The following is a 19,644-nucleotide window of genomic DNA, read 5'->3' on the forward strand; positions in this document are numbered from 1 at the left end:
CTCAGCCGAATCGGAGTGTCCATGGCTCACGCATCCCCGCTCACCACCGACGGACTGGTACAGATCCTGTTCGGTTCCTCGGCCTTCCAGATGCTCCGCGCGGGCAGCGACCTGGGCCTGTTCACCCTGCTGCACAGGCGGCCCGGCTTGACCCCGCCGGAGATCGGCCGGGAACTCGACCTGGAGGAGCGGCCGGTGCAGATCCTCCTGCTCGGCACCACGGCCCTGGGGCTGACGGTGCGCCAGAACGACGGTTACGCGAACGCCGACGTGCTGGAGGGCCTCTTCGCGGAGGGCACTTGGGAGATCATCGAGGACCTCGTCGAGTACGAGGAGCGGATCGTCCGGCCCGCCGAGGTGGACTTCGTCGCCTCGCTGCGCGAGAACACCAACGTCGGCCTGCGCCGGATCAAGGGCACGGGGGAGGACCTCTACCACCGGCTGTCCGCGGACCCCGAGCTCGAGCAGCTCTTCTACCGCTGCATGCGGTCCTGGTCCCGGCTGTCCAACCCCGTGCTGGTCGAGCAGGCCGACCTCACCGGAGTGCGGCGCGTGCTCGACGTGGGCGGCGGCGACGGCGTCAACGCCATCGCCCTCGCTCAGGCCAACCCCGGCGTCGAGTTCACCGTCCTGGACCTGCCCGGCACGGTGGAGATCGCCCGCAAGAAGATCGCCGAGCACGGTCTGTCCGACAGGATCTCGGTGCGGGCCGGGGACATCTTCGCCGACGACTACCCCACGGGTCACGACTGCGTGCTCTTCGCCAACCAGCTCGTGATCTGGTCGCCGCAGGAGAACGTACGGCTGCTGCGCAAGGCGCACGCGGCCCTGCCCGACGGCGGGCGGGTGCTGGTGTTCAACGCCATGTCCGACGACAGCGGGGACGGCCCGCTCTACGCGGCCCTCGACAACGTGTACTTCGCGACGCTGCCCGCCGCCAGCAGCACGATCTACCGGTGGGGCCAGTACGAGGAGTGGTTCGCCGCGGCCGGGTTCGTCAAGCCCGAGCGGTTGCCCGGTGGCCGGTGGACGCCGCACGGCGTGATCAGCGCGGTCAAGTGACGTCCCAGCGAGCACCGGAGCCGACCATGTCTTCCACGTTCCAGGACGCCCCGCCGGACGGCGGGGGAGCCGTGTGCCCAGCCGGCCCGCACATGATGGACCCCGACCTGCTCGCGGACCCCTTCGGGGGTTACGGCCGGCTGCGCGAACAGGGCCCGGTCGTCCGCGGCAGGTTCGTCGACGGCACCCCGGTGTGGTTCGTGACCCGCTACGACGACGTCCGAACCGTGCTGCGCGACCCGCGGTTCGTCAACACCCCGTCGCACGTGCCCGGCGCGCAGGGCGCGGATCCGCGCCAGGGGATGATGGACCTGCTCAAGGTCCCCGAGCACCTGCGGATCTACCTGCTCGGATCCATCCTGGACAGCGACCCGCCGGACCACCCCCGGCTGCGCCGCCTGGTGACCCGGGCGTTCACGGCCCGCCGCATCCTCGACCTGCGCCCCGCCATCGAGGGGATCGCCGACCGGCTGCTCGCCGAACTGCCCCGCCGGGCGCAGGACGGGACGGTGGATCTGCTGGAGCACTACGCCTACCCCCTGTCGATCACGGTGATCTGCCGGCTGGTCGGCATCCCCGAGGCCGACCTCGACCAGTGGCGGGAGTGGGGCGGGGACCTCGTGTCGATGCGGCCCGAACGTCTCCAGCACTCCTTCCCCGTGATGATCGACTACTGCCATCGGCTGATTCGGCAGCGTCGCGCGGCGCTCAAGGACGATCTGTTGAGCGAGCTGATCCGGGCACAGGACGACGACGGCGGGCGGCTCAGCGACACGGAGATGGTCACCATGGTGCTCACCCTGGTGCTGGCCGGTCACGAGACGAGCACCCACCTCATCGGCAACGGCACCGCGGCCCTGCTCACCCATCCCGAGCAGCTGGCACGGCTGAGGGAGGACCCGGCGCTGTTCCCGAGAGCGGTGCACGAGCTGATGCGCTGGTGCGGCTCGGTGCAGGTGGCCCGGCTGCGCTACGCCGTGGAGGACCTGGAGATCGCCGGCACCCGCGTCGCCCGCGGCGACGCGGTCCAACCGGTGCTGGTGTCCGCCAACTTCGACCCGCGGCACTACACCGACCCGGACCGGCTGCACCTGACCCGTCAGCCGGACGGACAGGCCGAGAACCACGTAGGCTTCGGCCACGGCATCCACTACTGCCTGGGCGCGACGCTGGCCCGGCAGGAGGGCGAGGTGGCGCTTGCCCGGTTGCTGGCCCGCTACCCGGACCTCGCGCTCGCGGACGGCGATCCGGAGTGCGCGCGCGCCCGGCTGCCCGGCAGCTGGCGGCTGAACGCGCTGCGCCTGCGGCTCGGACCCTGAGCCGGTCGCAGCACTGAGGGCTCCACGGCCGGTGCCGTGGAGCCCTCAGCGCTGGGGGGTGGCGTCGTGTCGTCAGGCGTCGGGCGGGTCGCCGCCGAGGACGATGGCCTGGACGGGACAGGACAGCGCGGCCTGGGTGACCTGCCGCGGGGTCGTGGTCGTGGCGCCGCCGGGAACGAGCGTGGCGTACCCGGCGTCGTCCTGGGTGAACACGGCGGGCGCCGTCAGGGTGCACTGCCCTGACCCGATACAGGTGCCGTGGTCGATGTGGATCTCCATCAGGGACCGCCTTCCGGTGGTCGGGCGGGGGACGTCAATGACCCAGCTCGTGCGCGGTGGCGCGGTCGAGTGTCAGCAGGACCCACTCCTCGAAGTCCCGGTCTCCTCTCGACGCGGCCTCCCGCCAGCGCTGGACACGGTCACAGGGCGCGCTGATCCGCAGCTGGCTGGCCCGCGCGGGTGTGTCCGGCCGGCTCCCCCTGCGGCTCTCCCGCAGCCGCAGTCGGAGCTGGTTCCGCGACCAGCTGTGCTGCTCAGCCTGGTCGAGCCAGGTATCGGCCTCCGCCGGCGACAGGGAGGCCACCTCGGCGTGGTGGCCGAAGCTCAGTGCCTCGCGTCGGCGCCAGTGCTCGAAGTGGCGTGCCACCCACGCGTAGTTGCGCAGCGTCTGGTAGTCGAGTCCAGCGGCCTGCACTCCGGTCTGGTAGCGGTCGGCGTAGCGGTCCTGGCCGTAGACGAGCCAGTCGCCCAGGCACCAGGCGGAGGAGTCGGCGATCTGGAAGATGTGCTGCCCGGCCCGCTCCCATCGGTCGTAGGTGAGGCTGGTGGGTATCCGGAGGCCGACCCGGGTGGTGAAGATTCGTTCCTGCTCGCCCGGTCTGCGAAGGCGGGCCGCCTCGGCCGCTCGGTGGCCGACTGGTAAGGGACGGTCACTCCGGTCGTGCTTGGTGTCGTGCTGCACCGGTTTTCTCCTGAAATCGGGGCACTATGCATCTCGCACCATTCATTGCGCCCTCGAGTCATCAAGGGCGCAAGCCCGGAAAACGGTAGTCGCCGTCCGAGATACCGTCAATGAACATTTCCGGCCGTGGATGGCCGATTGGGGGGTAATCGCCTTCGGCAGTGATCACTTCGCGCGTGCGGCCCGTGCGGAATCGGGCGGGCCCGTTCGGGCCCGCCCGATTCCGTCAGGAGGTGCCGGCCGAGGCGTGGAACGTGCCGTCGGAGTCCGTGCGCACCGCCGCCGCGACGCCGTCGAGGATCAGTTCCAGGCCCACCCGGAACGCTTCCTCCGCCTCCTGCTCCATGTGCGAGGCGGCGCCGCCCGCCCCCGCCTCGGTCATGGCGGCGAGGCTCGCGGTCGACTCCAGGGCCGCCAGGGCGGGGAAGCGTTCGGTGAAGTCCGGCGCGAACTCCGCGAGCAGCGCGGACCGCTGCGCCCACCACTCTTCGTCGGGCACCCCGGTCTCCGCCGCGGCCTGCCGGTGTTCCGTCGCGACCAGGGCCATCCCCCGCACGAACTGGAACAGCACCGCGATGACCCGTCTGACGTGCAGGGGGCCCAGGCCGGTTCCGCCCAGGATCCGCACCACCGTCTCCAGCCGTGCGTACTCGTTCGGTCCGAGCACGGGCCGGGCCTGCGAGACCTGGAGCACCCAGGGGTGACGCAGGTAGAACGCCCAGGCGTCGTCGGCCCAGGCGGTGATCGCCGGGCGCCAGCCCGCGCCGGTGTCGTACTCGGTGGGCAACTCGGCCAGCACCCGGTCGTGCATGAGGTCGACCAGCTCGCTCTTGCTCGGCACGTACGTGTAGAGCGCCATGGCGGTCCGTCCGAGCCGGGTCCCGACCGCCCGCATGGACAGGGCCGCCATGCCCTGTTCGTCCGCCACCGCGACACCCGCGGCCACGATCGTGTCCACGTCGAGTCGGGGTTTGGGTCCGGGTTTCGTGCCCGGGCCGGGCTTCCCGGATGTGACCGATCGCCAGAGCAGGGACATGGATCGGCGGGCATCGCCCTGTCCGGCGAAAACAACCACCTTGCAACTCCTTACTGCATAAAGTAACCTCACCGGCACAACTCTTTACGCTGTAAGGATACCAGGTGGGCGTTCGCTCGTCCCGGTATGCCCGTACGTTCGTGGAAGGTTCCCGATGGCAGAGCTCCCCGTCACGTTCATCCAGGTCACCGACATCACACGCATCACACCGCGGATGGCCCGCGTGACGTTCGAGGCCGACCACCTCGACGACTCCGTGGGCCTGGCTCCGGACCAGCAGCTCAAGCTCTGCTTCCCCCGGCCCGGCCAGGAGCGGCCCCTCCTGCCGGAGCAGAGCGACGACACGACGGGCTGGTACCAGGCGTTCCTGGCCATCCCCGAGGACGAGCGCCCCTGGATGCGCAGCTTCACCCTCCGCCGGCGCGTGCCCGGCACGAACACCGTCGAGATCGACTTCGTCCTGCACGGCGACACCGGCCCGGCCGGCGCCTGGGCGGCCTCGGCCCGCCCCGGCGACCGACTCGGCATGGTCGGCCCCTCCGCGCTCTACGCCGGACCGGTCTCCCTGACGGACTCCATCGCCTCCGCCGACTGGCTCCTGATCGCAGGCGACGAGACGGCGCTGCCCGCCATCGGCACCCTGCTGGAGGCTCTGCCCGAGCGGACCCGCGCCCAGGTCTACGTCGAGGTCGCCGACCACGCCGAGCGGCAGACCTTCCAGACGGCCGGCGACGTCGCCCTCCACTGGCTGCACCGCGACGGAACGCAGGCCGGCCGCAGCGAGGTGCTGATCGACGCCGTCCGCGGCGCCGAGTTCCCGCCCGGACGCCCCTTCGCCTGGCTGGCCGGCGAGGCGGGCGTCGTGCGGACCCTGCGCCGCCACCTCGTCAACGACCGCGGGCTCGACAAGCGCGCGGTCAACTTCAGCGGCTACTGGCGCTTCAAGCTCACCCAGGACGACGCCCCGACGGCCGACGACATGGCCGAGGCGCAGGAGCGCCTCGCCGAGTACCAGGCAGCGTCCGATGGCTGGTCCTGACGAACCGCACGTCGGCCCCGGCATCCCCGCCGGCCGCCGCGAACCGGCCGGCCGCCTGCCGGGCCGAGAGAAGGATTTCATGATCACAGTACGAGGTCTCGCCCGCCGGTTCACCGTGCGCGGCCAGACCGTCGAAGCGGTCAAGGGCATCGACTTCGACGTGGCGCCCGGGGAGGTGGTCGGGTTCCTCGGCCCCAACGGGGCGGGCAAGACCACGACCTTGCGGATGCTCACGACTTTGTTGCGCCCCACCGGCGGAACCGGCACCGTGGCCGGCTGCGACCTGCTGGCCGACCCCCAGGGCGTGCGGCGCAGGATCGGCTGCGTCCACCAGGGCGGCGCCACCTGGCCCGAGTCCAGGGTGGGCGAGGAGATCGAACTCCAGGCCCGGCTCTACGGCCTGTCCCGCACCGAGGCCAGACGGCGCGGGGCCCTGCTCGCCGACCGGCTCGACCTCGCCGGCTTGGACCAGCGCCCCGTCAAGACGCTCTCCGGCGGTCAGCGCCGCCGCCTCGACATCGCCCTCGGACTGGTCCACGACCCGACGCTCGTCTTCCTGGACGAGCCCACCACGGGCCTCGACCCGCAGAGCCGGGCCAACCTCTGGGACCATGTCCGCAGCCTGCGCTCCGAACAGGGCACGACCGTCTTCCTCACCACCCACTACCTCGACGAGGCCGACGTCCTGTGCGACCGGATCCTCGTCACCGACCACGGCACGATCGTCGCCGAGGGGACCTCCGACGCGCTCAAGGCCCGGGTCGCCGGCGACGCGGTCACCATCGAGGTGAGCGACCAGGTCGCGGAGGCCGCCGACGTCGCAGGCCGGCTGACCGGCGCCACCGAGGTGAGCGTCGACGGCGACACGGTGCGCTTCCGGGTGCCCCGCGGCGACGCCGCCCTGCCGGAACTGCTGCGCGCCCTCGACGCCCGGGGCATCACCATGGCCTCCGTCAAGGTCAACCGGCCCACCCTCGACGACGTGTTCCTCAGCCTGACCGGACGCTCCCTGCGGGACGGCGAATCCGCGCCCCAGGCCCGGGAGGCCGCCCATGCTGCGTGACACCCGGCTGATCTTCGTGCGGGACATGAAACTCGCGCTGCGCAGCCCGACCTGGCTGCTCATCGGGATCATGCAGCCGCTGCTGTACCTGTTCCTCTTCGGGCCCCTCATGGTGACCGTGGTGGATCACACCCCCGGATTCCCGCCCGGTGGCGCCTGGGAGGTCCTCACCCCCGCCCTCATCGTCCAGACCGCCTTGTTCAGCGGGGCCTTCGCCGGGGTGGGGCTGCTCACCGAGTACCGGGTCGGCGTCGTCGACCGCTTCCGCGGCACCCCCGCGAGCCGGGCCGCCCTGCTGTTCGGCAAGGTCCTCGCCCAGGCCGTCCAGGCCACCGCCCAGTCCGTGCTGATCGTGCTGGTGACGCTGCTCGTCTTCGACCTCGACGCCTCGCCGGGCGGACTGCTGCTCAGCCTGGCGATCGCCGCGGTCCTGGCCATCGCCCTGTCCTCGGGCTCGTACGCGCTGGCGATGGTCCTCAAGAGCGAGGCCGCCTTCCCCGCGCTGATGAACGCCGTGCTCCTGCCGCTTCTGCTGCTGTCCGGGGTCCTGCTGCCGATCTCCGAGCAACTGGCCCCCGGCTGGCTGTACAACCTGGCCCGGATCAACCCCCTGACCCATGTCGTCGATGCCGAACGTGCCGCGTTCCGCGGCGACATGAGCGCCACGGCCCTGCTGACCGGCTCCCTCGCGCTGCTGGTCATGGCCGCCCTCGCCCTGCTGTGGGGCACGCGGACCTTCCGCAAGGAGAACGCCTGACGGCACGGCCGCAGGCACACCTGGACCGGGCTCCCTCTTACATCCCCCGGAGAGGGAGCCCACCCGCACCATCAAGGAGCACACGTGAGGACCGACGCCATCAAGGTGACCGGTGCCAGGGAGAACAACCTCAAGAACGTCTCGCTTCAGATCCCGAGAGGGCAGCTGACCGTTTTCACCGGCGTCTCCGGCTCGGGCAAGTCGTCCCTGGTGTTCGACACCCTCGCGGCCGAGGCCCAGCGGCAGCTCAACGAGACCTTCAGCGCGTTCGTCCGGACCTTCCTGCCCGATCACGGCCGGCCGAACATGGACGCCGTCGAGAACCTCTCCGCCGTCGTCGTCATCGACCAGAAACGCCTCGGCGGCAACCCGCGCTCCACCGTGGGCACGGTCACCGACATCAACCCGCTGCTGCGCCTGCTGTTCTCCCGGTCCGGCGACCCCGCGGGACTGCCGCCGAGCACGTTCTCCTTCAACGACCCCCAGGGCATGTGCCCGGCCTGCGAGGGCCTCGGCACGACCGTCCGCCTCGACCTCGACGCGTTCCTCGACCGCACCAGATCCCTCAACCAGGGCGCACTGCTGCACCCGGACTTCTCCACCGACAGCTGGTACTGGCTGAGCTACGTGGAGTCCGGCCTGTTCGACAACGACAAGCCGCTCGCCGACTTCACCGAGCACGAATGGCAGCTGCTGCTGCACGGCCGACTGCCGGACAAGCTCCGCCTGGTCTGGCAGGGCAACACCCTCAACGTCCGTTACGAGGGCCTCGTCGACAAGTTCACCCGGCTCTACGTCCGGAAGGAGGACATGTCCGAACGCGGCCGCCGGGTCCTGGAGCGGTTCACCCGCACGTCCTCCTGTCCCGACTGCGACGGCACCCGTCTCGCGCCCGCCGCGCTGACCACCCGGATCGGCGGCCGCCACATCGCCGACCTCACCGCGATGGAAGTCCAGCACCTCGCCCGGTTCCTGGCGGAGCTGGACCTGCCGCACGTGAAGCCGGTTCTGGACGACCTGACCACCCGTCTGCGTCACCTGGTCGGCATCGGACTCGGCTACCTCAGCCTGGACCGGCAGACGCGTACGCTCTCCGGCGGCGAGTCCCAGCGGATCAAGACGGTCCGGCACCTGTCCAACAGTCTCACCGAGATGCTGTACGTGTTCGACGAGCCGAGCATCGGCCTGCACCCCCGGGACGTGCACCGGCTCAAGGAACTCCTCGTCGCGTTGCGGGACAAGGGCAATACGGTGCTCGTGGTCGAGCACGACCCCGACGTCATGGCCATCGCCGACCATGTCGTCGACATGGGCCCGAAGGCCGGGACGCTCGGCGGTCAGGTGGTCTTCGAGGGCGGCTTCGACGCCCTCACCGGCGCCGACACCCTCACCGGACGTCATCTCAAGCACCGGCTGCCCCTGAAGAGCGAACCCCGGCGCGCCACCGGAACGCTCACCGTCACCGACGCCAGGAGCCACAACCTCAAGAACCTGACGGTCGGCTTCCCCACCGGCGTCCTCACCGTCGTCACCGGTGTCGCCGGATCGGGCAAGAGCTCGCTGCTCCACGACGAGTTCCTCGCCCGCCACCCCGACGCCATCGTGATCGACCAGTCGGCGGTGACCACCAGCCGGCGCTCCAACACCGCCACCTACACCGGTCTGATGGACCCGATCCGCAAGCTCTTCGCTCACGCCAACAAGGTCAGCGCCTCCCTGTTCAGCGCCAACTCCAAGGGCGCCTGCCCCAACTGCCAGGGGCTCGGCGTGCTCTACACCGACCTGGCGTTCCTGGACACGCTGAAGTCCGTCTGCGAGGTCTGCCGGGGCCGCCGCTACTCCGAGGACGTCCTCGGCCACCGGCTGCGGGGCAGGTCCATCAGCGACGTCCTGGAGATGACGACGGCCGAGGCGGCGGACTTCTTCACGGAACCCAGGCTCCGCCCCGTCCTGCAAGCCCTGAACGAGGTCGGTCTTGACTACCTGCGGCTCGGCCAGCCGCTCAGCACCCTGTCCGGCGGCGAGTGCCAGCGCCTGAAGCTCGCCACCGACCTGCACCGCGTCGGAAGCGTCTACGTCATGGACGAACCCACCACGGGTCTGCACATGTCGGATGTCCACCGTCTCCTCGGCATCATCGAGCGCCTCGTCGATCAGGGCAACACCGTCATCGTCATCGAGCACAACCTCGACGTCGTCAGGAGCGCCGACTGGATCATCGACCTCGGCCCCGAAGGGGGCAGCGGCGGCGGACGAGTCCTGTTCGAAGGAACTCCGGCCGATCTCCTGAAGAGCACCGACTCCCACACCGCCGCGCACCTCCGCCAGGACCTCTCGCGTGCGGGCCGCGTCTGACCACCGAGGCCGTGGCGGCAACGTCATGGGCTGACGTGCTCGTCGCGCCGGATGAGGCGGCTCGGACAGCGTCCCCATGTCCGCCGGCCCCGACCCGCGCCCTCCAGCGTCCAGCGCCCGCTCGGTCGCCGGCGGCTGTCCGCCCTCGCCGGCCGGCTGCGGCCCGGCGGACCGGGCCCGGTCGCCCAGCGTCCCGATCGACTGCCCGTCCGGCACCGTCTCCGAGGCCGACTCCACGACCGGCTGCTCCACGGCCCTGTGCTCAGTGACGGTCCCGCTCATCAGGCGTCGGGCGGAGAGGGGCGGGACGGTCCGGGCGGTCGGCCGGGTCACCGCGCTTCTCGCCGCTGGTCCGAGGGGCGAGGGCGACGGCACCGGACTCGACGAGACGGGCGCCGGTGCCGGACGCACGTGTTTCGGACGGCGTCCTCCCCGTGCGGGACGCGGCGGCCGGGGTACGAGCCTCGGACGGCGGGCCCTCGTGAGCGGCGCCGGGTGGCCGAAACGCCGAGCGCGGAGGCACGAGGGCCGCAGGAGACTCCCGAGTCCCGTGTGAGCGCCTTCATGAGTACGACTTTTGCCTAAAGGCTTTAGGTGTGGGCATACTCGCTGTAGCCGAACGGAAGGATGGCTATGGCGCCGCGCGCAGGACTCACCGCCGAACGCCTGACCGGAGCGGGCGCGGAACTCGCCGACGAGGTGGGCTTCGACCAGGTGACCGTCTCGGAGCTCGCCCGGCGTTTCGACGTCAAGGTGGCGAGCCTCTACTCCCACGTGAAGAACTCGCACGACCTCAAGACCCGCATCGCCCTCCTCGCCCTGGAGGAACTCGCCGACCGCGCCGCCGACGCCCTCGCCGGACGGGCCGGCAAGGACGCCCTGGTGGCCCTGGCGAACGTCTACCGCGACTACGCGCGCGAGCACCCGGGCCGGTACGCGGCGGCGCAGTTCCGGCTCGACCCGGAGACCGCCGCGGCCAGTGCCGGAGTGCGGCACGCCAGGATGACCCGCGCCCTGCTGCGCGGCTACGACCTGGACGAACCGGACCAGACCCACGCCGTCCGCCTGCTCGGCAGCGTCTTCCACGGCTACGTCAGCATCGAGATGGGCGGCGGCTTCAGCCACAGCGCCCCCGACACGGAGGAGACCTGGTCCCGCGTCCTCGACGCACTGGACGCCCTCCTGCGCGGCTGGCCGCCCACGCCCTGACCCGCCGGCGCGCCCCCTCACGTCCGCCCACCCCCGAAACGGATCGAGACATGCCCTCCGCACCCCTCGCCACGGTCATCACGCCCGTCACCGCCGACCTCGTACGCGGCGCCCTCGACCTCGAGGAGACCCCCGACGGGCTGCTGCCGCACCGCCTGCCCGCCTGGGCGCGGGCCCAGTGCACGGACGGGCAGCTCGCCATGGCCGAGTCCCAGCCCTCCGGCGTCCGCCTGGCCTTCCGCACCCGGGCCACCGTCGTCGAGCTGGAGACCGTTCCCGTCAAGCGTGTCCACGTGGGCGCCCCGCCCCGCCCCGACGGCCTGTACGACCTGCTCGTCGACGGACGGCCGGCCGGGCAGGCGTCCGCGACCGGCGGCCACACGGTCACCATCGACATGTCCACCGGCAACGCGGAGATGAGCCCCGGACCGGCGGGCGCCGTCCGCTTCGACGGGCTGCCCGCCACCGACAAGACCGTGGAGGTCTGGCTGCCGTACAACGAGATCACCGCGCTCGTCGCGCTGCGCACCGACGCCCCGGTGGAGCCCGCGCCCGCCTCGGGACGCCGTACCTGGGTGCACCACGGCAGCTCCATCAGCCACGGCTCCGACGCCGCGAGCCCCACCACCACGTGGCCCGCGCTCGCCGCGGCCGCGGGCGGGGTGGAGCTGGTGAACCTCGGCTTCGGCGGCAGCGCCCTGCTGGACCCGTTCGTCGCCCGGACCATACGGGACACGCCGGCCGACCTGATCAGCCTCAAGATCGGCATCAACCTGGTCAACGCCGACCTGATGAGGCTGCGGGCGCTCGGTCCCGCCGTGCACGGTTTCCTGGACACCATCCGCGACGGCCACCCCGACACCCCGCTGCTGGTCGTCTCACCGATCCTGTGCCCCATGCACGAGGACACCCCCGGGCCCACGGCCTTCGACTTCAGCCGACTCGCCGAGGGCAAGCTGTCGTTCACGGCCTCCGGAGACCCGGAGGAGCGGGCCGCGGGCAAGCTGACGCTGAACGCCGTCCGCGAGGAACTGGAGCGCGTGGTGACGGCGCGCGCGAAGGACGACCCGCACCTCCACCACCTCGACGGGCGCGCCCTGTACGGCGAGGAGGACCACGCCGAACTCCCGCTGCCCGACCGGCTGCACCCGGACGCGGCCGCGCACCGCCGCATCGGCGAACGCTTCGCCGCCCACGCCTTCGCGGCCGGCGGCCCCTTCGCCGACGCCGGGGACTGACCCGGACGAGGGCCGCCCGTCCCCGGGGGCGGCCGTACTCCTTCTCCCGCGCCCCCGTTGACGCACAGTCACCTCTGCGCAAAGCCTGGACAGCCGTCGCACCGCGTGTTGTCATTCCGCTGCACACCGGATTTCCAACGTTGGAAGAATCCCGGCGGAGCTGACGGCCGCCCTCGTTCCGCCGTGGCCCCATGCCCCCAGCGCGAGGAAGGGTTCGATGACCAGACAACTCACCCGCCCGAGATCCCGATGGTGGGCCGTGCTGACCGTGACGGCGCTGGCCCTGTCCACGGGCGTCCTGGCGCCCGCCGCGACGGCCGCGGCACCGGCAGCCGACGGCGTCGCCGCCGCCCGGGCCGCGGACGCCGACGTGACGGTGCACGGGCTGAAGGGCGAGTACTTCCGCATGTCGGCGCCGGGCGCCCGGGACTTCGCCGAGCTCGGCGGCGCCCAGCTCGAACCGCAGGTCAACTTCGCCGGTCTCACCAGCACCTTCGAGGAACTCACCGGGCGGACGGAGCACACCACCGCTCGCTGGACGGGCCGGATCGAGGTCCCGAAGACCGACGACTACACCTTCCACGCGATCGGCGACAACGGCTTCCGGCTGTTCATCGACGGCGAGCCGGTCATCGACCACTGGGAGCCCGACTGGGACCGCGAGCAGACCAGCGCCCCCGTCCGGCTGACCGCGGGCGAGACGTACGACTTCCGCCTGGAGATGTTCCAGGACGTCGGCGGATCGAACATGTACCTGCGCTGGTCGACGCCGACGCTCGCCAAGCAGCTCGTGCCGATGACGGCGTTCACCCCGCCCGCCGACTTCGAGGTGTACCCGGTCGCACTGACCGTGGGCCGCGACGGCCGCACGCTGCGGGCCCGCTTCGACGGCAGGGTGAGCGACCTGGCACGGGTGGCCGGACACCTCAAGGTCGAGGCGGACACCACCGCCATGCCGGTCGAGGCGGTGACCACCGTCCCCGGCGACCGCACCTCCCTCCAGGTCACCCTCTCGGAGGCGATCCAGAAGGCCCAGACGGTCCGCGTCGTCTACGACGGTGAGGGCGGCCTCAAGGCCGGCGGCGAGACCGTGCCCCGCATCGCCCGCCACGCCGAGAACGCCTCCGCCCACCGCCTCACCACCCCGTGGGGCGACAGGGTGAACAGGAACGACCCGCTGCCCGAGTACCCGCGCCCGCAGTTGGTCCGCACGCGGTGGAAGAACCTCAACGGCCCCTGGCAGTTCAGCGGCGCGAAGGCGGGGGAGCAGCCCGTCTTCGGCAAGAACCTGAACGAGAGGATCACCGTGCCGTTCCCGGTCGAGTCACTGCTCTCCGGGATCGAGCGGCACGAGGACCACATGTTCTACCGCAAGCTGGTGGAGGTGCCGAAGAACTGGAAGGTCGGCAAGAGCGGCAAGAACCGGCTCAAGCTGAACTTCGACGCCGTCGACCACCAGGCCCGCGTCTGGGTCAACGGCAGGAAGGTCGCCGAACACACCGGCGGCTACACCGCCTTCAGCGCCGACATCACCGACGCGCTCACGGGCGAGGGCCCCCAGGAGATCATCGTCGCGGTCACCGACACCGGCGGCCCCGACCAGCCCGTGGGCAAGCAGTCCACCAGCCCCGGCGGCATCTGGTACACCCAGTCCTCCGGCATCTGGCAGACCGTGTGGATGGAGCCCGTCGCCGAGACGTCCGTCGACGACGTCGTCACGACGCCGGACATCGACACGAAGACCCTCGCCGTGACCGTCGAGTCGGCCGGCGCGTCCGCCGAGGCGCGCGTCGAGGCCGTGGCCCGCGACCACCGCGGCACGGTCGTCGGCAGGGTGACCGGCCCCGCCGGCGAGCGGCTGAAGCTGCCGGTCGCCAACCAGCGCCTGTGGAGCCCGGACGACCCCTATCTCTACGATCTCGAGGTCACGCTGAAGGACGGCCGGTCCACCGACAGGGTCGACAGCTACTTCGGTATGCGGAAGATCGGCATCGAGGACGTGGGCGGCTACAGGAAGCTCGTCCTCAACGGCAAGCCCGTCTTCTCCCTCGCCACCCTGGACCAGGGCTTCTGGCCCGACGGGCTCTACACCGCGCCCAGCGACGACGCCCTGGCGTTCGACCTGAAGGCGCACAAGCGGCTCGGCTTCAACGCGGTCCGCAAGCACATCAAGGTCGAGTCGCCGCGCTGGTTCCATCACGCGGACCGGCTGGGCCTGCTGGTCTGGCAGGACTTCGTCTCCGGCGACCTGACCAGCGCGAACGGCCGGAAGGCGTTCGTCGACGAGGGCCGGGAGATGATGCGCCAGCACCACAACGCGCCCTCCGTGATCGGCTGGATCGTCTTCAACGAGGGCTGGGGCGAGTGGGACCGGGAGGAGACCGGCGAGCTCGCCGACGCCGTCAAGGCGGCCGACCCGTCCCGTGTCGTCAGCGCCCACAGCGGTGTCAACTGCTGCAACAGCAAGGGCGACTCGGGCAAGGGCGACATCATCGACCACCACGATTACACCAACGAGGACCCGCCCTTCCCGGACCACCGCGCGGCGATGGACGGCGAGCACGGCGGCTTCACCCTGCGCACCCCGGGGCACATGTGGCCCGGCCCGCCCACCGTCATCTACAGCGGCGTCGACAGCAAGGAGGCGCTGACCCGGAAGTACGTGGAGAACACCGAGGAGTTCTACCTCGACCAGGCCGGCGCGGAGCTGTCCGGCTCGGTGTACACCCAGATCACCGACCTGGAGAACGAGCTCAACGGCCTCTACACGTACGACCGCAGGGAGATCAAGGTCGATCCCGGGCGGGTGCGCGAGGTCAACCTGAAGGTGCTCGCGGCCGGAGCGGCGGCGGGCCGTCGCGAGCAGCTGAAGGGCGGCGGTCACTGGTCCCTCGACGAAGGCGCCGGCACCACCGCGAAGGACGACGGCCCGAACGGCAGGGCGCTGAAGCTCACCGGGGGCGCCACCTGGACCACCGGAGTCAGCGGCAGCGCCCTGAAGCTCGACGGCAGCGGGCAGTTCGCCCAGACCGACGGGCCGGTGCTGGACACCACCGGCAGCTACACCGTCTCCGCCTGGGTCACCCTCGACGCGCTGCCCGGCAACTACGCCACCGCGGTCAGCCAGGACGGCCGGCGCCAGGCCAGCCCGTTCTACCTCCAGTACGGGCAGGGCGCGTTCGCCTTCAGCACGCCGGACGGCAAACGGGCCCGCCTGGAGACCCGTCCCGAACTCGGCCGCTGGTACCACCTGGTGGGCGTACGCGACGGCGCCACCGGCCAGATCACCCTCTACGTCGACGGGAAGAGGGCGGCGACCGTCACGGGCGGTCCGCACTACGTCGGCTCCGGCCCCCTCGCGGTGGGCCGCGCCCAGTGGAACGGTGACGACACCGACTTCTGGGACGGCTCCGTGGACGAGGTGCACGCCTACGACAAGGCGCTCACCGCCGAAGAGGTGACCGCGCTCCACGAGGCGGAGAAGCCGTAACACCGGCACGACGAGGGGGCGGACGCCGAACGGCGCCCGCCCCCTCTCGGGTGTGCGGCTCAAGGTGCCCGGGGCGGCGGGCCGCCCCGCGTCCGCCGAGGTGACGGCGGAGTCCCGGACGCCGTCGGGCCCGGCCCGGCCGAGGCGGGGCGGGTGAGCCGCGGGCGCGGGATGCTCGGGCGGCAGTCGTCCACGGGTACCTGGCGCGTCCACGGGGTGGCCGTCGGCGCGGGCTCGGGCGTCCACGCCGCGGGCGCCGCGGTCGCGGCGCCGGGAACGGTGAGGGCGGTGCCGCCGGAACGGTCGCCGCTCACCGCAGTCCCGGACGGACGGCGGGCGGGACGGGGGCAGGTGTCGTGCGCATCGTCACTCCCCGGGAAACGGGGGCGGGAGCCGTGCGCGTGCGACAAGCGGCCGGCTGCGCGCCGAGGCGTGACCGGCCGCCGCACCGGACGCGGCAGCGGGGGCCGGGGCGGCCCGCCGCCGCGTCCGGGGTCTACAACAGGTGCCGCCGGCGGCCCAGCCACGTCTGGGCGACGACGACCGCGGCCAGGAAGGCGCCGCTGACGACCTGCTGGTAGGAGGAGTCCAGGGAGCCGATCTGGTTGATGACGTTCTGGATCACCTTCAGCAGCAGCACCCCGGCCAGCGACCCGCTGACGTAGCCGAGCCCGCCGGTGAGCAGGGTGCCGCCGATGACCACGGCGGAGATGGCCTCCAGTTCCATGCCGTTGCCGAGGATGGTCACCCCGGAGGCGAGCCACGCGGCGTTCAGCGCCCCGGCGAGGCCGGCCAGCACCCCGGACAGCGTGTAGACGAGGATCTTGGTGCGGGCCACCGGGGCGCCCATCAGCGCCGCGGCGTCCTCGTTGCCGCCGACCGCGTACACGTGCTGGCCGAACCGGGTGCGGCGCAGGACGACCGCCCCGGCGACGAACAGCGCCAGCGTGATCCACACCGGGTTGCCGAGGCCCAGCGTCGTGCCCTGCCCCAGCTCCGCAAGGAACGAGCCCTTGCCGATGAGGTAGGTCTCGGCGCCCTCGTCGGTGATCGCCAGCATCAGACCCCGCGCGCCCAGCATGGCCGCCAGGGTGACGATGAACGGCGCGAGGCGTGACCGGGCCACCAGCAGCCCGTTGACCACGCCGATCGCCCCGCACACCAGCAACGGCAGCAGCAGCGCCACCAGCGTGCCGTGCCGGGAGCCCCAGGCCGCAAGGACCCCGCCGAGCGCGAACAGCGAACCCACCGACAGGTCGATGCCCCCGGTGATGATCACGAAGGTCATGCCGAGCGCCACGATCGCGAGGAACGCCGAACTCGTCGCCATGTTGCTGACGTTGTCGCCGGTGGCGAACGAGTCGAAGCTGACCGTCGCCACCAGGGAGACGATCACCAGCACCGCCAGCGCGCCGTGCTGCTGCACCAGCGCGGTCAGCCGCTCCGAGCGCGCCGGCCCCGCCGGCCCGGCGCCCGCCGTCCGCTCGCCGTCGCCGTCCTCGGCCATCGGCATCTGCGTCTGCGTCTGCGTCTTCGCGACGGTCATCGCTTCCCCCGTCCCCGCGCCGCGTAGACCGCGGCCACGATCACTGCGGCCTGCGCGATCTGCGTCCACGACGGCGGCAGATCGTGCTTGATGAGGGTGGCCGTGAGCAACTGGATGAGGACCGCGCCCGCCACCGTCCCGGCGATGTTGACCCGGCCGCCGGTGAGCGGCGTCCCGCCGACCACGACGGCGGTGATGGCGGACAGCTCCATCAGGTTGCCCAGCGACGTCGGATCGCTGGCCTGCAGCCGTGCTGTGGCCAGCACGCCCGCCACGGCGGCGAGCAGCGCGGACACCACGTACACGACGATCAGCACGCGGCGCACGGGCAGTCCGGCGAGCTGCGCGGCCGGACGGCTGTCGCCGATGGCCAGGAGCTGCCGTCCGAGGGTGGTGCGGCGCACGACGAACGCGACCAGCAGCGTCAGCACGGCGGCGATCAGGATGAGGTACGGAACACCCAGCACGTCGCCCGAACCGAGCGACGCGAGCTGCGGGTTGCGCAGGTCCTCGAGCTGCGGCAGCAGTACCAGGGCCAGGCCCCGCCCGCCGACCATGAGGGCCAGCGTCGCCACGATGGGCTGCACCCCGACCAGCGCCACCAGCGCCCCGTTCGCGAACCCCGCCCCGGCGGCGAACAGCGCCACCACGAGCAGCGCCGGCACCAGTCCGTAGCCCAGGTAGAGAGCGGTCACCGAGGCCGCCAGCGCCATCACGGCGCCCACCGACAGGTCGACGCCCTCGGTGCCGATGACCAGGGCCATGCCGAGCGCGACGATGATGACGGGCGCCACCTGCACGGCCTGGGTGCGGAAGTTCTCCGCGGACAGGAAGTGCGGGGTGATGACGATGTTGACGACCAGCAGCAGCGCCACACCGGCGTACACGCCGTACGTCTGCAGCCACCGCAGGGCGCGGGCCTTGTCCAGCGGGACGGTCCTCAGAGCGGTTTCAGCCATCGGCGGCCGCCCCCTCGACCGCGTCCCGGTCCGGGGCGTGCCCGGCGATGGTCCGCATCAGCTTGTCCTCGGTGACCTCGTCGCCGGTCAGCTCGCCGACGACGGCACCGTCCTTCAGTACGACCACGCGGTCGGACCCTTCGATCAGTTCCTCCAGATCGGAGGAGATGAGCAGGACGCCCAGGCCGTCCGCGGCCAGTTCGTCCACGAGCCTCTGCACCTCGGCCTTGGCGCCGACGTCGATGCCCCGGGTGGGCTCGTCGAGGAGCAGCACCTTCGGGTTCATCGCCAGCCAGCGGGCGAGCAGCACCTTCTGCTGGTTGCCGCCGGACAGTTCGCCGGCCTTCTGCTGCGGCGAGGACGCCTTGATGCGCAGCCGCTCGATGAAGGTGTCGACGATGCTGTCGACGCGCGCCTCGGACACCAGACCGAAGCGGGAGAGCCGGGGGAGGACGGCGAGCGAGATGTTCTCCCGGACCGACAGTCCGGGCACGATCCCCTCGCTCTTGCGGTCCTCGGGCAGCAGACTGACGCCCGCCCGGACGGCCGCCGGCGTGGAACCCCCGCGCAGGGGCGTCCCGGCCACCGTCACCCGGCCCGAACTCAGCGGCAGCGCACCGGAGACGGCCTTCGCGGTCTCGGTGCGCCCGGAGCCGAGCAGCCCGCCGAGCCCGACCACCTCACCCGGCCGGATGCTCACCGACACCCCGTGCAGCCGGTGGGGGACCGTCAGGTCCACGGCCTCCAGCACGGGCCGGGTGCCGGTGGCGTGGTGGTCGCCGGTGAACTTCGTCAGCCCCTCCGACCGCACCTCGCCCAGCTCCCGGCCCAGCATCGTGGACACCAGGGAGAGCCGGTCCAGGTCGGCGAGCTCGCCGTGGTGGACGCGCCGGCCGTCGCGCAGCACGGTCACCGTGTCGCACACGGCGTACAGTTCGTCCAGCCGGTGGCTGACGTAGACGACGGCGATTCCCTCGTCGCGCAGCCGGCGGATGACCGAGAACAGCGTCTCGACCTCCCGCGGTTCGAGCGACGACGTCGGCTCGTCCATGATGACGACCCGCGCCTCGCTCGCCACGGCCCGGGCCAGCGCGACCATCTGCTGCGCGCCCACGCCGAGGCCGCGCAACGGCCGTCGCACGTCGACCCGGACGCCGTAGCCGCGCAGCGTCTCCTCGGCCTCGCGGTGCATCCGGGCGAAGTCCAGCAGACCGAAACGGTTCCGCGGCTCGCGGCCCAGGAACAGGTTGCGGGCCACGCTCAACAGCGGGACGAGGTTGACCTCTTGGTAGATCGTCGAGATGCCGGCCCGCTGCGCCTCCAGCGGCGTGGCGAAGGAGACCGGACGGCCCTGGAAAACGATGTCACCGGCGTCGGGCCGGTACACCCCGGTGAGGACCTTGATGAGCGTCGACTTGCCGGCGCCGTTCTCACCGATCAGGGCGTGGACCTCACCGGCGTGCAGGGTCAGGTCCACGTCGTCCAGGGCCCGGACGCCGGGGAACGTCTTGCTGAGTCCGCGGACGGCGAGGACTTCGGCGGGGGGAGCCACCTGTGCCTCCAGGAGGGGAAGGGGTGACGGACGGACGGGGGGCCCGGTGCGCGGGCCC

15 protein-coding genes are annotated in these 19,644 nt (G+C 71.7%); 9 read left to right on the forward strand and 6 right to left on the reverse strand.

Going from position 1 to position 19,644, the window contains the following annotated elements:
• Positions 1–21: 21 nt before the first annotated feature.
• Together acmL and C1708_RS30815 are read left to right on the forward strand one after the other, a co-directional pair.
• A complete protein-coding gene (gene acmL, locus C1708_RS30810; protein WP_106415765.1) occupies positions 22–1,062 on the forward strand; it encodes a 3-hydroxy-D-kynurenine methyltransferase AcmL in 1,041 nt (346 codons plus the stop codon).
• A 26-nt stretch (positions 1,063–1,088) separates the two neighbouring features.
• Entirely contained in the window at positions 1,089–2,381 is a 1,293-nt protein-coding gene (locus C1708_RS30815; RefSeq protein ID WP_241911364.1) for a cytochrome P450 family protein, read from the forward strand.
• 72 nt (positions 2,382–2,453) lie between these two features.
• Here the strand turns inward: C1708_RS30815 and C1708_RS30820 are convergent, their stop codons facing one another.
• The 3 genes from C1708_RS30820 to C1708_RS30830 all read right to left on the reverse strand — a co-directional run bounded on the left by C1708_RS30820 (position 2,454) and on the right by C1708_RS30830 (position 4,417).
• A complete protein-coding gene (locus C1708_RS30820; RefSeq protein ID WP_106415766.1) occupies positions 2,454–2,660 on the reverse strand; it encodes a ferredoxin in 207 nt (68 codons plus the stop codon).
• A gap of 34 nt (positions 2,661–2,694) precedes the next feature.
• Positions 2,695–3,342: an LmbU family transcriptional regulator gene (locus C1708_RS30825; RefSeq protein WP_198602655.1), complete on the reverse strand. Its 648-nt coding sequence runs from the start codon at positions 3,340–3,342 to the stop codon at positions 2,695–2,697.
• Between the two features lie 226 nt (positions 3,343–3,568).
• Entirely contained in the window at positions 3,569–4,417 is an 849-nt protein-coding gene (locus tag C1708_RS30830; RefSeq protein ID WP_106415767.1) for a TetR/AcrR family transcriptional regulator, read from the reverse strand.
• Between the two features lie 115 nt (positions 4,418–4,532).
• Here C1708_RS30830 and C1708_RS30835 point away from each other — a divergent pair, with 115 nt between their 5' ends.
• The 7 genes from C1708_RS30835 (at position 4,533) to C1708_RS30865 (ending at position 15,529) form a co-directional block, all read left to right on the forward strand.
• Entirely contained in the window at positions 4,533–5,417 is an 885-nt protein-coding gene (locus C1708_RS30835; protein WP_106415768.1) for a siderophore-interacting protein, read from the forward strand.
• A 79-nt stretch (positions 5,418–5,496) separates the two neighbouring features.
• Positions 5,497–6,480 (forward strand): ATP-binding cassette domain-containing protein, encoded by a 984-nt coding sequence (locus C1708_RS30840; protein WP_106416565.1) that lies wholly within the window; start codon positions 5,497–5,499, stop codon positions 6,478–6,480.
• Positions 6,470–7,237, forward strand: a complete 768-nt coding sequence (locus C1708_RS30845; protein WP_106415769.1) for an ABC transporter permease — start codon at positions 6,470–6,472, stop codon at positions 7,235–7,237. The genes C1708_RS30840 and C1708_RS30845 overlap by 11 nt, the downstream gene beginning before the upstream one ends.
• An 84-nt stretch (positions 7,238–7,321) precedes the next feature.
• Positions 7,322–9,592, forward strand: a complete 2,271-nt coding sequence (locus C1708_RS30850) for an ATP-binding cassette domain-containing protein (RefSeq protein WP_106415770.1) — start codon at positions 7,322–7,324, stop codon at positions 9,590–9,592.
• Between the two features lie 633 nt (positions 9,593–10,225).
• Positions 10,226–10,801, forward strand: coding sequence for a TetR/AcrR family transcriptional regulator (locus tag C1708_RS30855; protein WP_106415771.1), 576 nt, complete (start codon positions 10,226–10,228; stop codon positions 10,799–10,801).
• Positions 10,802–10,851: 50 nt separating this feature from the next.
• Positions 10,852–12,039: a GDSL-type esterase/lipase family protein gene (locus tag C1708_RS30860; RefSeq protein ID WP_106415772.1), complete on the forward strand. Its 1,188-nt coding sequence runs from the start codon at positions 10,852–10,854 to the stop codon at positions 12,037–12,039.
• 217 nt (positions 12,040–12,256) lie between these two features.
• The gene (locus C1708_RS30865; protein WP_106415773.1) at positions 12,257–15,529 is read left to right on the forward strand and encodes a LamG-like jellyroll fold domain-containing protein; all 3,273 of its coding nucleotides are present in this window, start codon (positions 12,257–12,259) and stop codon (positions 15,527–15,529) included.
• A gap of 496 nt (positions 15,530–16,025) precedes the next feature.
• Here the strand turns inward: C1708_RS30865 and C1708_RS30870 are convergent, their stop codons facing one another.
• From C1708_RS30870 to C1708_RS30880, 3 genes are read right to left on the reverse strand one after another with little or no spacing between them, the layout of a single operon-like run.
• On the reverse strand, positions 16,026–17,075 hold the full coding sequence (locus C1708_RS30870; protein ID WP_437079018.1) for an ABC transporter permease: 1,050 nt from the start codon (positions 17,073–17,075) through the stop codon (positions 16,026–16,028).
• A complete protein-coding gene (locus C1708_RS30875) occupies positions 17,072–18,034 on the reverse strand; it encodes an ABC transporter permease (protein WP_106415774.1) in 963 nt (320 codons plus the stop codon). The genes C1708_RS30870 and C1708_RS30875 overlap by 4 nt, the downstream gene beginning before the upstream one ends.
• Complete coding sequence (locus tag C1708_RS30880; RefSeq protein ID WP_106415775.1) at positions 18,027–19,586, reverse strand: sugar ABC transporter ATP-binding protein; 1,560 nt, start codon at positions 19,584–19,586, stop codon at positions 18,027–18,029. Before C1708_RS30880 ends, C1708_RS30875 begins: the two co-directional genes overlap by 8 nt.
• Between the last annotated feature and the right edge of the window lie 58 nt (positions 19,587–19,644).

This window comes from Streptomyces sp. DH-12, from assembly GCF_002899455.1.
In the GTDB taxonomy this organism is placed as follows: domain Bacteria; phylum Actinomycetota; class Actinomycetes; order Streptomycetales; family Streptomycetaceae; genus Streptomyces.